Here is a 13,825-nt window from a genome sequence, read left to right as displayed (position 1 = left end):
AAATAATTTATATTTGCAAAAAAAGAAACGAGCCCTCGTTCTGAGGGCTTTTATTTTTACACATTATAATATTGCTTATACCACTCTACGAAATTAGCGACGCCTTTCTTGACGCTAGTCTCAGGTTTGAATCCAATCACTTCATACAGAGCCTGAGTATCAGCGCTTGTTTCTAACACATCCCCCGCCTGAATCGGCATCATATTTTTTTCTGCTTCAATTCCAAGAGCTTCTTCGAGTGCAGTGATGTAGTCCATTAATTCAACAGGAGAACTATTACCGATATTGTAGACTCGATAAGGTGCAGAGCTTGTTGCAGGTGAGCCATTTTCGACGGTCCATTCAGCATCTTCCCGAGGGATGACATCCTGAAGGCGAACAATTGCTTCAGCTATATCATCAATATAGGTAAAGTCACGTTTCATTTTACCATAGTTATAAACATCAATACTTTTACCCGCAATCATGGCTTTAGTAAATTTGAAAAGAGCCATGTCAGGTCTTCCCCATGGACCGTAGACGGTGAAGAAGCGCAGCCCGGTGGTAGGTAACCCATACAGATGCGAATAAGTATGTGACATTAGCTCATTGGCTTTTTTTGTCGCTGCATATAAAGACACCGGATGATCAACTGAATCTTCGGTTGAAAATGGCATCTTACGGTTCAAACCATATACTGAGCTTGAGGAAGCATAAAGTAGATGTTTTACTTTGTTATGCCTGCATCCTTCAAGGATATTTAAATGCCCCATCAGATTAGACTCAGCATAGGCATGTGGGTTTTCGATTGAATAGCGAACTCCCGCTTGTGCCGCAAGATGGATGACCCGGTCGAACTTACCCTCAGAAAAGAGTTGTTCCATTGCTATCCGGTCGGCGAGATCAATTTTTTTGAAGACGAAATGTGGTGACGTTATCTGCGCCAGACGAGCTTCTTTCAGCGTAACTTCATAGTAATCATTAAGATTGTCGATCCCAGTGACTTCGTGACCTGCTTCAAGAAGGCGCTGAGATACGTGAAAGCCGATAAACCCTGCCGCACCAGTGATCAAAAACTTCATGTATTTCTCCTTATATGAGTTTTTTCTTATCTGGCTTTATCTTACCTTGATTTATATTGGTTTCTAATCATTAATTTAGGTTTGGCTTATCAACTACTAAAAAAGTATGAGTTGGCTAACTGATACACATTTTTTTGATAGGCCAAATCTTATATGTCTAGTCCAATAGCATGCTATGAGTTCACACTGCAACAGGATTCATGCTGCAAGGCATCAGCATTCTCCGTTTAATCATGAAACGCATCAAGGCAAAGGGTGTCGAGGTTATCGTTTATGAGCCAGTAATGGCGGAAGATGAATTTTTCCACTCACGCGTAGTGCGCGATCTGGCTGCGTTTAAAAACGAAGCGGATGTGATTGTCTCGAACCGTATGGCTGATGAGTTGTTGGATGTGGCGGATAAAGTTTATACGCGAGATCTGTTTGGCGGTGATTAAGCAAGACAAATATTACTATACGTCTTAATACATAAAGCACGTAATAGCCTTCAAAGCCCCAGCTAATCCCTGGGGTTTTTTTACATATGTCAGCACCGATAGGTTTTGCGAAGATTCTTAGCGCTCAGAACGCTTAAAAGGTATACCGTTGGCCCAAATCCCATGACGAAGCATGGACATTCGCTGGCGGTGTGACCGGAAGTGGCTATAATGTCACATCATATTAGATTACTTTACTCATTTTTTCAGGCGGTTAAGCGTTCCTGGATTGCCTGGCAGCGTATGAGGGAAGAAGGGCGGTATGAACACACTGGCTATGGGAAAAAGTTTGAGATGCATTCACATTCGTATCTGGTACCTGCGCTATGAATAGTATAAATATTGCCCTTACTATGGCCCTGTTCAGTTGAAATCTGACGTGTGACTACGTCTTTTTTTATATGGTTGGGTTAAATTATAACCAAAAATGCTACTTGTATCTGGTAATGATACAAACGACAATATCGCAGAATTTTGGCCTGTAGGTATCACTCCAGACCTGCGCAAGGTCAGTCTGGCCAATTGGGTTACAGATCAGTGCACTGGTAGCTGTTAAGCCAGGGGCGGTAGCGTGCCTGGCTGTTCCCACGCATCTTGCTTTTTTATCTATTACAGAAAAATTATGAGTTTAATAAAGAATAGCGTTTACAATTTGGCCGGGTTTGCGATTCCCACTTTGATCGCGGTACCAGCGCTGGGCTTCCTGGCGCGTGCAATTGGCGTTGAAGCATTCGGTATTTTTACGCTAGCTTTTGCTATTGTAGGTTATGCCAGCATATTTGATGCTGGCCTTAGTCGGGCAGTCATCAGAGAAATTTCGATGTATCGCGCTGACCAAGGGGAGCAACAAAAAATCATTTCTACTGCCAGTACCGTTGTTTTTATCCTTGGTGTTGTTGCGGCTCTCCTCCTTTATATCAGCACACCACATCTTGGTACCCTCCTGAAGGTTTCGGTGAGTAATACGCAGGAGGTGCGACAATCGTTTGCATTTCTGTCACTGGTAATACCCATATATTTGTTAAATCAGGTATGGCTGGGTTGGCTTGAAGGTCATGAAAAGTTCTTCAATATCAACATTCAAAAGACCATCAGTAACTCTGCTATTGCTGGTTTTCCCGCATTGTTTTGTCTTTTTGATGCGTCGTTAAAATCCGCTATTCTTGGGTTAGTCGTAGGGCGAGTCATTTCATTTCTTATTACGCTGGTGATATGTCGTGAAATTATCATTAGCAGCGGCGTTAAGTTTTATAAAGAAACATTCTACCGTTTGGTAAAATTTGGCGGATGGCTGACCGTTAGCAATATTATTAGTCCACTAATGGTTTATTGCGATCGTTTTATTATTTCCAATCTTCTCGGGGCAAACAAAATAGCTTACTATACTGCACCTTCCGAGGGGGTAGGGCGGTTATTAAATATTCCGGCTGCACTGTCAAGAGCGTTGTTTCCTAAGCTTAGTTACGCTAAGACACTTGAAGAAAGAACAAAACTTGAAAAGCAAAGCTTTGTACTAATGACGGTTGCATGTTTACCGGTTGTTATTGTATGCCTTCTTCTTGCACAACAACTTATGACATTATGGATGGGGGCGGAACTCGGTGAACACTCAGCAAATATTCTGCGGGTGTTGATTATCGGATTCTATATGAACTCGATAGCGCAAATACCTTATTCCTCTATTCAAGCGTTAGGTCGTGCTAAAATCACCGCATTTATTCATATGTGCGAGATTGTGCCTTACTTACTGGCGCTTTATCTTTTAACCCTTCACTATGGTTTGCTGGGTACTGCGATTGCGTGGACGGCACGTATGACATTTGATGCTTTGGTATTGATCTATTTCTCACGAAAAATAGTAAAGCTAAAATATTAGGTTTGTTTTAGTTAAAGTCTCTGTGGCTCAGTTACTGATAGTCATAACAAAATATTTCCTACAAATGATGTTATCTGATTAAGACAATTTTGCATTGTTCAAGGCCAATGAATACTATGGGTAATAGGGTTGTTGACGTCATTCTCGCCACGCACAATGGCGAAAAATATATACAAGAACAAATTGAATCTATTCTGGGGCAAACACACATTGCACTAAGGCTAATTGTCACGGATGACGGTTCTACAGATTCCACTGTAGCTATTGTAAAGCGCATTGCTGCAACGGATGCGCGGGTTAGCCTGCATATTTGTCCTGATTCAACAGGTGTGGTAAGCAATTTTAATTATGGATTGCAATATAGCGATGCAGACTACATTTTGTTTAGCGATCAAGATGATGTGTGGGAAAATAATAAAATTGAAGTGATGCTTGCACGGATATGCGAAACTGAAAACGTCAATGGCACAATGAATCCGTGTCTCGGTTTTTCCAATCTGCATGTGGTAGACGAGCATTTACACACCATTCACCATGATTTTTACCGTTTTTCGCAGCTTACGCCTGAAAACAATCTTAATATAAATTATCTACTTTGGCGTTCGTCGGTATACGGTTGTACGACAATAATGAACCGGCTTTTATTGAATATGGCTGGTAACGTCCCCGCGAACATCGCTATGCACGATCACTGGTACGCTTTCCAGGCTGCGTTACATGGTAAAATATTTTACGTACCTCAGGCATTAATAAAATATCGTCAGCACTCAGCCAATGTTGTTGGTGCTCATCAGCGCGGTTTACTGGCTCGAATTAAAAGGTTCAGGAAGACCCTGAATGGAATCAAACGATCGGTGGTATCCGCTCGTCTTATGTATCTCATGTTCCATCATAAAGATGCACAAAGTCGAATCTCGTTAAAGGATAAGGTATTATTTATTAAAAATAACATCCTGCCTTACTATAAAGAGAGAATGACGTACACTATTATTTTTTCAATATTTTGGTTGATTCATGGATAAGTTAATTGTTCTTTCAGGTGTCAATATGGTTGAGGGCGGGATTTTGACCGTGTATCGCTCCATGATTGACACTTTTAGTAAAGTACATGGTGTTAAACTCATTTGTCTGGTTCATGATATTGCACTGTTTAATGACTATGTTGGCTTACCCAACGTTGAGTTTCGTGAGTACAAAGAAATTAAAACCAGCTGGTTTAAACGCATAAAATTTGAATATGTGACCAGCTATGCGTTAAGCAAAGAGCTTAAACCTGACGCATGGATTTCTTTGCACGATATGTCAGCTCGCGTGGCAGTCCCGAATCAGTTTGTTTATTGCCATAATCCATCACCTTTTTATCAGTCCAGCAGTGTTGATTTAAAGTATGACCGCACATTTTACTTATTTACTAAGTTCTATAAGTTTTTGTATGGTATTAATATTAAAGCGAACCGCTATGTGATTGTTCAGCAACAGTGGATTGCGCGCTATTTTCAGAAAACCTACGGCATTAATAACATTATGGTTGCGCGTCCGGTGGCTAATATCAGAAAAGACGATGAGCACAGGCGTACCACTGTAGAACCCGACAGCTTCAAAAGATTACTTTATCCTGCTTTTCCCCGTACTTTTAAGAATTTTTCTGTGCTGGTTGAAGCGATGGACCTTCTTAAGCAGCAACAGCGTGAGGTTTACAATCGGATCCAGATCCGACTGACGTTTGACAAGGGAATGACTAAATTTGGTGATTACATTATTGAAGAATGCGAAAGACGTCAGCTTGATAATATTTGCTTTATCGGCCTCCAGAGTAAACAGCGGTTGGATGAGATGTATCGTAACGAAACAGATGCCCTGATCTTTCCTTCTAAACTTGAGACATGGGGGTTGCCGCTTTCTGAAGCAAAGGCGTTCAATTTGCCGATCCTTTGCGCTGAATTACCCTATGCTCATGAGACATTAGGTGATTACGGTAAGGTTGCCTTTTTCCCACCGGATGATGTAACGCACCTGGCAGAAAAGTTAACAGCTCTCTGTGAAGGAAAAAATATTTTTAGTACAACAAGTTTTGTTGATGATCCGGCATATTTAGTTAGCCATAGCTGGGATGCTTTAGTAAAAAATATTCTTGATTCTCTGGAAACAAAATAATGAGTTCTCCTGTAAAAATAGGTATTGCTGTCGTAACTTATAATGGCGGAAAAATCTGGGAGCAGGCAGCGCACGCTATTCACCAGAATTGCCAGGCCGGTATTGATGTTGTCGTGATTGATTCTCAAAGCCGGGACAACACCCAGCAGGTTGCAAAACAATACGGTTTTGCTGTCCATGAGATCGCTCAGAGTGAATTTAATCACGGCGGTACACGAAATGTGGCAATGGACATTTTCCACGATAAAGACTACGTCGTGCTGCTTACACAGGATGCAATCCTGCACACGAGTGATGCCGTTACTACTCTGGTCAATTATATGATCGAGCACGATCTCAGTGCCGCCTATGGTAAACAGCTGCCGCATTTAGATGCCAACGCGGTGGCGGCGCATGCGCGTTACTTTAACTACGGCGATCGCTCACTGGTAAATCAGCGGCAGGACATTTCATTACGCGGTATTAAAACGGTCTTCATGTCGAACTCATTTTCAGCTTACAAGGTGGCTGATTTTCAGCGTATCGGCGGCTTTCCTGTTGATACTATCCTGTGTGAAGACATGTATTTTGCCGCCAGGGCACTCCAGCAAAATTTAAAAACGGGCTATTGCGCCGATGCTGCAGCTCGTCACTCACATAACTACTCTACGACTGAGGAGTTTAAACGCTATTTTGACATCGGTGTGTTTCATTATGATGAACCCTGGATTCAAAAAGAGTTCAACGGTGTTTCTTCAGAGGGTAGTAAATTCATTAAATCAGAAATAAGCTATTTAATTAAACACAATCCATTATTATTGCCTAAAGCGTTTGCTAATAATGCTGCTAAATTACTTGGCTATAAACTTGGTTTGAAATATAAGTCTCTACCGTTCTCGCTCGTTAAGAAAATGAGTATGCACAGAAGGTACTGGGACAGTAGCGCTTACAACAGGTGAGTATAATGAGTAATAGCGTTCGTCATTTTATACCTAAATACCTTTTTGCATTAATGGATTTTGGTATCTATATTTCGTGTTTATTTGTGGCAATGTGGCTGACAAAGCAGTTTTTTGGTGGTGACCTTTCCCCATTTTTGCCGCAGGAAGATTATAATTTCCGCGTGCTTTCGCATTTTGCCCTGGGCTTTATTGCGGTAGCATGGTTTGGGATACGCTTACGACATTATACATACCGTAAGCCTTTCTGGAATGAACTTAAAGAGATACTACGTACCATTGTCATTTTTGCGATCATCGATTTGGCGATGGTGGCATTCTCAAAATGGCATTTTTCCCGTTATCTCTGGGTATTCACATGGAGCGGTATTTTTGTTTTCATACCCGTGGGCAGGAAACTTATCAAGCTGTTGCTCAACAAACTGGGCATGTGGAAGAAAAAAACCATCATTCTTGGCGGCGGTATCAATGCTTATGATGCTTATCAGGCATTAATGAGTGAAAAAAACCTGGGATATGATATTCAGTATTTTTATTCTGTTAATGGGCACGATGTCCCGATTAACGGAGACATTAAGGTACTGAGTTCCGAGGAAGAGATTTATCGCCTCAGAGATTATAAAAATATTCAGTACATACTTGCTTTCGATGAAAGCGATGCTCAGCAGCTGGAGATATGGCTTAAAAACCTGACTAAGAAAAAATGCCGTTCTATCTCCGTCATCCCGACTATTCGCGGCGTACCCCTGTACGGCACGGACATGGCATTTATTTTCAGTCACGAAGTCCTGTTATTACGCGTCAACAATAACCTGGCAAAACGCAGTTCCCGCTTTGTTAAACGCACGTTTGATATTGTGGTTTCCAGCCTGCTGCTTATCATGCTTTCGCCGCTGTTTATCTATCTTAGCCTGCAGGTGAAAAAAGATGGTGGCTATGCCATCTATGGCCATGAACGCGTAGGTCGCAAAGGCCGACTGTTTAAATGCCTTAAGTTTCGTTCAATGGTCATGAATTCTCAGGAGGTTTTGCAAAACTTACTGGAAAACGATCCGGTGGCACGGGCTGAGTGGGATAAAGACTTTAAGTTACGCGACGATCCACGTATTACTCCAATCGGTAAGTTTATCCGCCGTACCAGTCTTGATGAACTCCCGCAGCTGTTTAACGTCTTGAAAGGCGAGATGAGCCTGGTCGGGCCCAGACCGGTAATTGCCGAAGAACTGCTGCGCTATTGTGATGATGCGGACTACTACCGCATGGCTAAACCCGGTATGACCGGGCTGTGGCAGGTCAGCGGACGTAATGACGTTGATTATGAAAAACGCGTCTACTTTGATTCGTGGTACGTCAAGAACTGGTCTTTGTGGAACGATATCGTTATATTATTTAAAACTGTCGGCGTCGTTCTGAAACGTGACGGCGCATATTAAAAGTACGAAAGGAATGATGATGAACGTTATTGACACCAAAATCGCGGGTGTGAAAATTATCGAGCCCCGCGTTTTTGAAGATGCGCGCGGTTTTTTTCTGGAAACCTTTAATGCCCAGCGTTACAAGGAAATGCTGAATATCGATCTCGATTTTATTCAGGATAACCATTCTCGTTCCGTGAAGAACGTCCTGCGTGGTTTGCATCTCCAAACTAACAACCCACAGGGCAAGCTGGTCCGCGTAGTGCAGGGCGAAGTGCTGGACGTCGCGGTTGACATCCGCAAAGATTCCCCCACCTTTGGCGTATGGGAATCCGTCATTCTCAGCGAAAGCAACAAAAAGCAATTCTGGATCCCGCCGGGACTGGCGCACGGTTTTGTCGTTCTCTCCGATACCGTCGATTTCGAATACAAATGTACTAATTACTACGATCCGCAAAGTGAAAAATGCATCCTGTGGAATGATGCCGATCTGAATATCGACTGGCAGGTCACCAACCCTATTCTGTCTGAGAAAGATATGAAGGGAATGACTTTCAAAGAATACGTTGCTCAACTTTAAATAATTACGACATTAAGGCTCATTTGATGAAAATTCTGGTAACGGGTGGCGCGGGTTTTATTGGTTCTGCGGTGGTTCGTCATATTATTGAGAACACAACCGATCACGTTGTTAATGTTGATAAATTAACCTACGCCGGTAACCTTGAGTCACTGGAGAGCGTGGCAGAGAGTGAGCGCTACGCTTTTGAGAAAGCAGATATCTGTGATAAAGCAGCCATGGAGCGTATTTTTGCCGATCACCAGCCTGATCTGGTGATGCACCTGGCGGCCGAAAGTCACGTGGATCGCTCTATTACCGGGCCTGCTGATTTTATCGAAACCAACGTGGTCGGGACTTACACGCTGTTAGAAGCTGCGCGAGCTTACTGGAATCAACTGGATGCCGCACGCAAAGCGGCGTTTCGTTTCCATCATATCTCTACTGATGAAGTGTATGGTGATTTGCCGCATCCGGATGAGTGGACCGGCAATGAACCACTGCCGCTGTTTACCGAAACGACAGCTTACGCGCCGAGCAGCCCGTATTCTGCATCCAAAGCCTCCAGCGACCACCTGGTTCGCGCCTGGAAACGTACTTACGGTTTGCCAACTATTGTGACCAACTGCTCTAACAATTATGGCCCGTTCCACTTTCCGGAAAAACTGATCCCACTGGTGATCCTGAACGCGCTGGAAGGTAAGCCGCTGCCGATTTATGGTAAAGGCGATCAGATCCGCGACTGGCTGTACGTTGAAGATCACGCTCGCGCGCTTTATTGCGTACTGACCCGGGGCAAGCCGGGTGAGACGTATAATATCGGCGGCCATAACGAGAAGAAAAATATCGAAGTGGTGCATACCATTTGCGATCTGCTCAACGAATTGGCTCCATCCGCAACGTCGTATCGCGATCTCATTACCTGGGTGGCTGACCGTCCGGGCCACGATCGCCGTTATGCGATTGATGCCGATAAAATTCAGCGTGAACTTAACTGGTCACCGCAGGAAAGTTTTGAAACCGGCATCCGCAAAACGGTGCAATGGTATCTGGATAATCAGGCGTGGGTGAATAACGTGAAAAGTGGTGCCTATGCCAACTGGATCGATCAGAACTATAAGGATCGCGCGTAATGAATATTTTGTTATTCGGTAAGAGTGGTCAGGTAGGTTGGGAACTGCAGCGTGCGTTAGCGCCGCTGGGAAACCTGACGGCGCTGGATTTTAACTCTACGGATTTTTGCGGCGATTTTACCAAACCGGAAGGTGTAGCGGAAACCGTGCGCCGTTTACGCCCGGACGTGATCGTTAACGCGGCGGCGCATACCGCTGTGGATAAAGCGGAATCCGAGCCAGATCTGGCGTACCTGCTGAATGCGCAGAGCGTGGAAGCTATCGCCCGTGAAGCACAGAAGCTGGGTGCCTGGGTTGTTCACTACTCTACCGATTACGTTTTCCCTGGTGATGGTGAAACGCCGTGGAAAGAGACAGATGCGACCGGACCACTTAACGTCTATGGTGAGACAAAGCTTGCTGGTGAGCAGGCATTGCAGCAGCATTGCGATAAACATCTTATTCTCCGCACCAGTTGGGTTTATGCCGGTAAGGGAAATAACTTTGCCAAAACAATGCTGAATCTGGCGAAAACCCGCGACACGCTTTCTATTATCAGCGATCAATATGGTGCGCCGACCGGGGCAGAGCTGCTGGCTGACTGTACCGCTCATGCTATTCGTACCGCACTGGTTAAGCCTGACATCGCCGGGCTGTATCATCTTGTCGCCTCCGGTATTACCACCTGGGCTGACTATGCTGAGCTGGTTTTTGCAAAGGCGCGTGAGGCAGGTATTGAGCTTGCCGTTCAGGAAGTGAAGAAAGTGCCGACCAGCGCTTATCCGACCCCGGCTCGTCGCCCGAATAACTCCCGCTTGTCGACAGAAAAATTCCAGAGCACGTTTAATCTCCAGTTGCCGCAGTGGCAGGCTGGCGTTGAACGAATGCTGGCGGAACTGTTCACAGCTGCGCTTTAATACAAGAACAACAGAGATAAAACAATGACAACTCGTAAAGGTATTATTCTGGCTGGTGGCTCGGGCACGCGTCTTTACCCGGTCACTATGGCGGTGAGTAAACAATTGCTGCCAATTTATGACAAACCGATGATTTACTATCCACTGACCACCCTGATGCTCGCCGGTATTCGCGATATTCTGATTATCAGTACGCCGCAGGATACGCCGCGTTTTGAGCAGTTGCTCGGCGATGGCAGCCAGTGGGGCCTCAACCTGCAATATAAAGTGCAGGAAAGTCCGGACGGCCTTGCCCAGGCTTTCATTATTGGTGAGGAGTTTATCGGTAACGATAGCTGCGCTCTGGTACTGGGTGACAATATTTTCTACGGTCACGACCTGCCTAAATTGCTTTCTAATGCCGTGAACCAACCGTCTGGCGCAACCGTATTTGCATATCATGTCAACGATCCGGAGCGCTACGGCGTGGCGGAGTTTGATGAAAATGGTAAGGCTATTTCACTGGAAGAGAAGCCAGTCAAACCGAAGAGCAATTATGCTGTTACTGGTCTGTATTTCTATGACAACGAAGTTGTCTCTCTCGCAAAAAATCTGAAGCCGTCAGCGCGCGGTGAGCTTGAGATCACTGATATCAACCAGCTTTATCTGGAGCAGGGTAAGCTTTCCGTCGAGATGATGGGGCGTGGCTATGCCTGGCTGGATACGGGTACGCACCAGAGCCTGATCGAGGCCAGCAACTTTATTGCGACTATCGAAGAACGTCAGGGCCTGAAAGTAGCGTGCCCGGAAGAAATTGCTTACCGCAAGGGGTTTATTAACGCTGAACAGGTTCACAAACTGGCGGAACCGCTGGCGAAAAATAACTATGGTAAGTACCTTATCAAATTAGTGGCTACTAATTAATTTCTCAACAGCCTGGATATTTTCAGGCTGTTGTTATTACCTTCCTTTGCAGGATATATCACGTAGTAATATTTACGTTCCGATCAGTTTGAATGATTATTTCCATTTAAGGTTAATATGAATCAGTCCAGTACGCGTTACGTTAATCGCACAAAAAAGCGCCAGCAGGTTAATTTAATAGACCTTCTGGTGCAGCTTTGGCATGGTAAAAAAACAATTGCCATCTGGGTTATTATCGGCATTGTCTTATCGGTGGGTTATATTTTTATTGCGAAGGAGAAATGGACCTCTACGTCAATTATTACGGCACCTGATGCTGGTCAAATCAATGCTTATAGCAATGCAATGAATATCATGTACGGACCTGCTGCCCCAGGTCTGGCCAACATTCAGCAGGACTTTATTCAGCGCTTTAATGCTGCGTTCTCAGCACTTGCCGAGACGGTTAACGATCGGGAAGATAAAAAAATTATTGATATCGTACCGGCCGTGAAAGATCAGGGACTCCCAATAAAAGTATCTTATGTTGATCAGGGACCAGCACTGGCGCAGAGAATGTTAGCTGAGACTATTCAACAGGTCGATGATGAAGTAGCGAAAGAGCTACGCGCCGATCTCCAGATGAATATTAAAGCTCGTTCAGCAGAGCTACAACAAACCTCAACCCGCCAGGAGACTATTGCTAAGGAGCAAAAGGATCAGCGGATGGCGCAAATTAATCAGGCGCTTACCGTGGCGAATCAGGCGAATATTAAATTGCCTCAGGCACAACAAGCTGAACAAGTTTCTCAGGATACAATGTTCTTGCTCGGTAGCGATGCGTTAGCTTCTATGGTTAAAAACGAAGAGTCGCGCCCGTTAGCACTGTCAGATGATTATTATGCGACTCGTCAGACGTTGATGGCAATCAATACGCTTAAGATTGATGATTCTGAATTGCATTCTTATCGTTACGTTATGAAGCCAAAATTGCCGGTGCGCCGCGACAGTCCGAAACGTGCTTTAACAGTAGCTATTGGCTTATTCCTGGGGCTGATGATCGGTGCTGGTGTTGTATTAACCCGTAATGCATTGCGTGATTATAAAGCAAATGTATGACAGGCAGTAAGATTCCTGGTAAGTATTGCAATCATTTTATTGATGCTTGCCGGACCAGCCATTACACTACCAGGGAGGGTGGTGTAACGTATATTGTTTTCTGGCAGATACAGTTTTAACGACGTATCTTATGCCGGTAAATATTCTAATGACATTAACTATTTTCGTATAATATGACAGCACTCTTATTGTTTTTAATGCAAACAAATTCGCTGTTGATTAGTGGTCTGGAAGTGATAGACGACCGAACAGGAATGTTATTAAGAGCCACTATTGGTATAATTATAGTTATTTATTATATCAAAAACCTTGATATAGAGTTAAATCTGATCGTCGGTAGCGTGGTACTTGCCGTTTTTTTCCTCTTTAACTTTAACCAATCCTGTATCAACCTGATTTTTACACTATGGTTTATTTATCTGTTAAGGCGTAAAGGCGCGGTTAAAAGTATTGAAGTTGTTTATTATTCAACATTAATGTTTTCGCTGCTTTTCACCGCGTTAGTCATCAAAGGCATCATCCATCCCGATATCGTCTATATCCCTGAGACTGGACGCTATAGAAATAATATGGGCTTCTGGTCGGCAAACTATCCGGGGATGATTGCTTATTCCTGCTTTATGACTCTGTTTGCCTGTAAAGGATATCTTTCTGGTAGAATACCTTCCGTTATTCGCTGGTTTACTAATATACTTCTGGTATTCTTCATCTGTGTACCTTTCCTGGCAGATTCCCGTACGCCGGGTTATGCGATGATTGTTTCATTAATTTTTTACGTCGCCATTTCTATTGGCTTGTTTCGCTATTTGGTGGTTTTCTACTTGCCCCTGGTGCCTGTCACTTTACTGGCGATATCCTTGTTTTTGCCGTGGGATTACCATGGTGGCGATTTAGATTATATGTTGAGTGGAAGATTAAGTTATTTTTATGATTATCTTAGCTCGCTTAATTCCTACAATTATGTATTTGGATCGGCGCTTCCGGATTATGCTCTCGATAACTCCTATCTGATACTAATGAGTGCGCTCGGCTTATTTTTTATCATTCCTTTTACCTGGATGCTTTACCAGGCCATCCTCAATAACCCTAATAAGTACTTTATCGTGCTGGTCTTTTCGCTGATCTGTTATGGATTTACAGAGGCGATCATGGCAAGGGCAGAAACGAGCGTCGTTATCATTTTTTATCTGCTGATGTTTATCAAAACCAATGGCATTGAGTTTGATAAAACCGGTAGTCTAAGAAAGCATATCGATCTGTTTTATCGTAAACGTTACTTTTATACGCAAATGAATCGGTAAAACACTGGCGGTCAA

12 protein-coding genes and 1 pseudogene are annotated in these 13,825 nt (G+C 43.9%); 12 read left to right on the top strand and 1 reads right to left on the bottom strand.

Features of this window, described 5'->3' with window-relative positions; all coding sequences use genetic code 11:
* Positions 1-56: 56 nt before the first annotated feature.
* Positions 57-1,061, bottom strand: a complete 1,005-nt coding sequence (locus CHU32_RS00695; protein WP_103674169.1) for an NAD-dependent epimerase — start codon at positions 1,059-1,061, stop codon at positions 57-59.
* Positions 1,062-1,276: 215 nt separating this feature from the next.
* Between CHU32_RS00695 and CHU32_RS00690 the strand changes: the two are divergent.
* The 12 genes and pseudogenes from CHU32_RS00690 to CHU32_RS00635 all read left to right on the top strand — a co-directional run.
* Positions 1,277-1,498: pseudogene (locus CHU32_RS00690) on the top strand (UDP-glucose 6-dehydrogenase); the annotation flags it as partial.
* A 661-nt stretch (positions 1,499-2,159) separates the two neighbouring features.
* Positions 2,160-3,413, top strand: coding sequence for a flippase (locus tag CHU32_RS00685; protein WP_103674168.1), 1,254 nt, complete (start codon positions 2,160-2,162; stop codon positions 3,411-3,413).
* A 116-nt stretch (positions 3,414-3,529) separates the two neighbouring features.
* Entirely contained in the window at positions 3,530-4,435 is a 906-nt protein-coding gene (locus CHU32_RS00680; RefSeq protein ID WP_103674167.1) for a glycosyltransferase family 2 protein, read from the top strand.
* Positions 4,428-5,567 carry a glycosyltransferase gene (locus CHU32_RS00675; protein WP_103674166.1) on the top strand — a complete coding sequence of 380 codons (1,140 nt, stop codon included), beginning with the start codon at positions 4,428-4,430 and terminating at the stop codon, positions 5,565-5,567. The genes CHU32_RS00680 and CHU32_RS00675 overlap by 8 nt, the downstream gene beginning before the upstream one ends.
* Complete coding sequence (locus CHU32_RS00670; RefSeq protein ID WP_103674165.1) at positions 5,567-6,505, top strand: glycosyltransferase family 2 protein; 939 nt, start codon at positions 5,567-5,569, stop codon at positions 6,503-6,505. The genes CHU32_RS00675 and CHU32_RS00670 overlap by 1 nt, the downstream gene beginning before the upstream one ends.
* A gap of 5 nt (positions 6,506-6,510) precedes the next feature.
* Positions 6,511-7,938, top strand: a complete 1,428-nt coding sequence (gene wbaP, locus CHU32_RS00665; protein WP_176691597.1) for an undecaprenyl-phosphate galactose phosphotransferase WbaP — start codon at positions 6,511-6,513, stop codon at positions 7,936-7,938.
* Positions 7,939-7,957: 19 nt separating this feature from the next.
* Positions 7,958-8,500: a dTDP-4-dehydrorhamnose 3,5-epimerase gene (gene rfbC, locus CHU32_RS00660; protein ID WP_103674164.1), complete on the top strand. Its 543-nt coding sequence runs from the start codon at positions 7,958-7,960 to the stop codon at positions 8,498-8,500.
* A gap of 26 nt (positions 8,501-8,526) precedes the next feature.
* On the top strand, positions 8,527-9,612 hold the full coding sequence (rfbB, locus tag CHU32_RS00655; RefSeq protein WP_103674163.1) for a dTDP-glucose 4,6-dehydratase: 1,086 nt from the start codon (positions 8,527-8,529) through the stop codon (positions 9,610-9,612).
* On the top strand, positions 9,612-10,508 hold the full coding sequence (gene rfbD / locus CHU32_RS00650) for a dTDP-4-dehydrorhamnose reductase (protein ID WP_103674162.1): 897 nt from the start codon (positions 9,612-9,614) through the stop codon (positions 10,506-10,508). Before rfbB ends, rfbD begins: the two co-directional genes overlap by 1 nt.
* 24 nt (positions 10,509-10,532) lie before the next feature.
* On the top strand, positions 10,533-11,411 hold the full coding sequence (gene rfbA / locus CHU32_RS00645) for a glucose-1-phosphate thymidylyltransferase RfbA (RefSeq protein WP_103674161.1): 879 nt from the start codon (positions 10,533-10,535) through the stop codon (positions 11,409-11,411).
* Positions 11,412-11,528: 117 nt separating this feature from the next.
* Positions 11,529-12,509, top strand: coding sequence for an LPS O-antigen chain length determinant protein WzzB (wzzB, locus tag CHU32_RS00640; protein ID WP_103674160.1), 981 nt, complete (start codon positions 11,529-11,531; stop codon positions 12,507-12,509).
* Between the two features lie 197 nt (positions 12,510-12,706).
* Positions 12,707-13,810, top strand: a complete 1,104-nt coding sequence (locus CHU32_RS00635) for a hypothetical protein (RefSeq protein WP_133159215.1) — start codon at positions 12,707-12,709, stop codon at positions 13,808-13,810.
* Positions 13,811-13,825 lie beyond the last annotated feature (15 nt).

Origin of the sequence: Superficieibacter electus (genome assembly GCF_002915575.1) — a bacterium.
Lineage (GTDB): Bacteria > Pseudomonadota > Gammaproteobacteria > Enterobacterales > Enterobacteriaceae > Superficieibacter > Superficieibacter electus.
Note: the sequence above shows the minus strand (reverse complement) of the source record. Positions and strands in the feature narration are given on the sequence as shown.

Bases quoted from the DNA above. Each gene is read 5' to 3' on its own strand.
- CHU32_RS00695 (WP_103674169.1), bottom strand. From the start codon at position 1,061: ATGAAGTTTTTGATCACTGGTGCGGCAGGGTTTATCGGCTTTCACGTA.
- CHU32_RS00685 (WP_103674168.1), top strand. From the start codon at position 2,160: ATGAGTTTAATAAAGAATAGCGTTTACAATTTGGCCGGGTTTGCGATT.
- CHU32_RS00680 (WP_103674167.1), top strand. From the start codon at position 3,530: ATGGGTAATAGGGTTGTTGACGTCATTCTCGCCACGCACAATGGCGAA.
- CHU32_RS00675 (WP_103674166.1), top strand. From the start codon at position 4,428: ATGGATAAGTTAATTGTTCTTTCAGGTGTCAATATGGTTGAGGGCGGG.
- CHU32_RS00670 (WP_103674165.1), top strand. From the start codon at position 5,567: ATGAGTTCTCCTGTAAAAATAGGTATTGCTGTCGTAACTTATAATGGC.
- wbaP (WP_176691597.1), top strand. From the start codon at position 6,511: ATGAGTAATAGCGTTCGTCATTTTATACCTAAATACCTTTTTGCATTA.
- rfbC (WP_103674164.1), top strand. From the start codon at position 7,958: ATGAACGTTATTGACACCAAAATCGCGGGTGTGAAAATTATCGAGCCC.
- rfbB (WP_103674163.1), top strand. From the start codon at position 8,527: ATGAAAATTCTGGTAACGGGTGGCGCGGGTTTTATTGGTTCTGCGGTG.
- rfbD (WP_103674162.1), top strand. From the start codon at position 9,612: ATGAATATTTTGTTATTCGGTAAGAGTGGTCAGGTAGGTTGGGAACTG.
- rfbA (WP_103674161.1), top strand. From the start codon at position 10,533: ATGACAACTCGTAAAGGTATTATTCTGGCTGGTGGCTCGGGCACGCGT.
- wzzB (WP_103674160.1), top strand. From the start codon at position 11,529: ATGAATCAGTCCAGTACGCGTTACGTTAATCGCACAAAAAAGCGCCAG.
- CHU32_RS00635 (WP_133159215.1), top strand. From the start codon at position 12,707: ATGCAAACAAATTCGCTGTTGATTAGTGGTCTGGAAGTGATAGACGAC.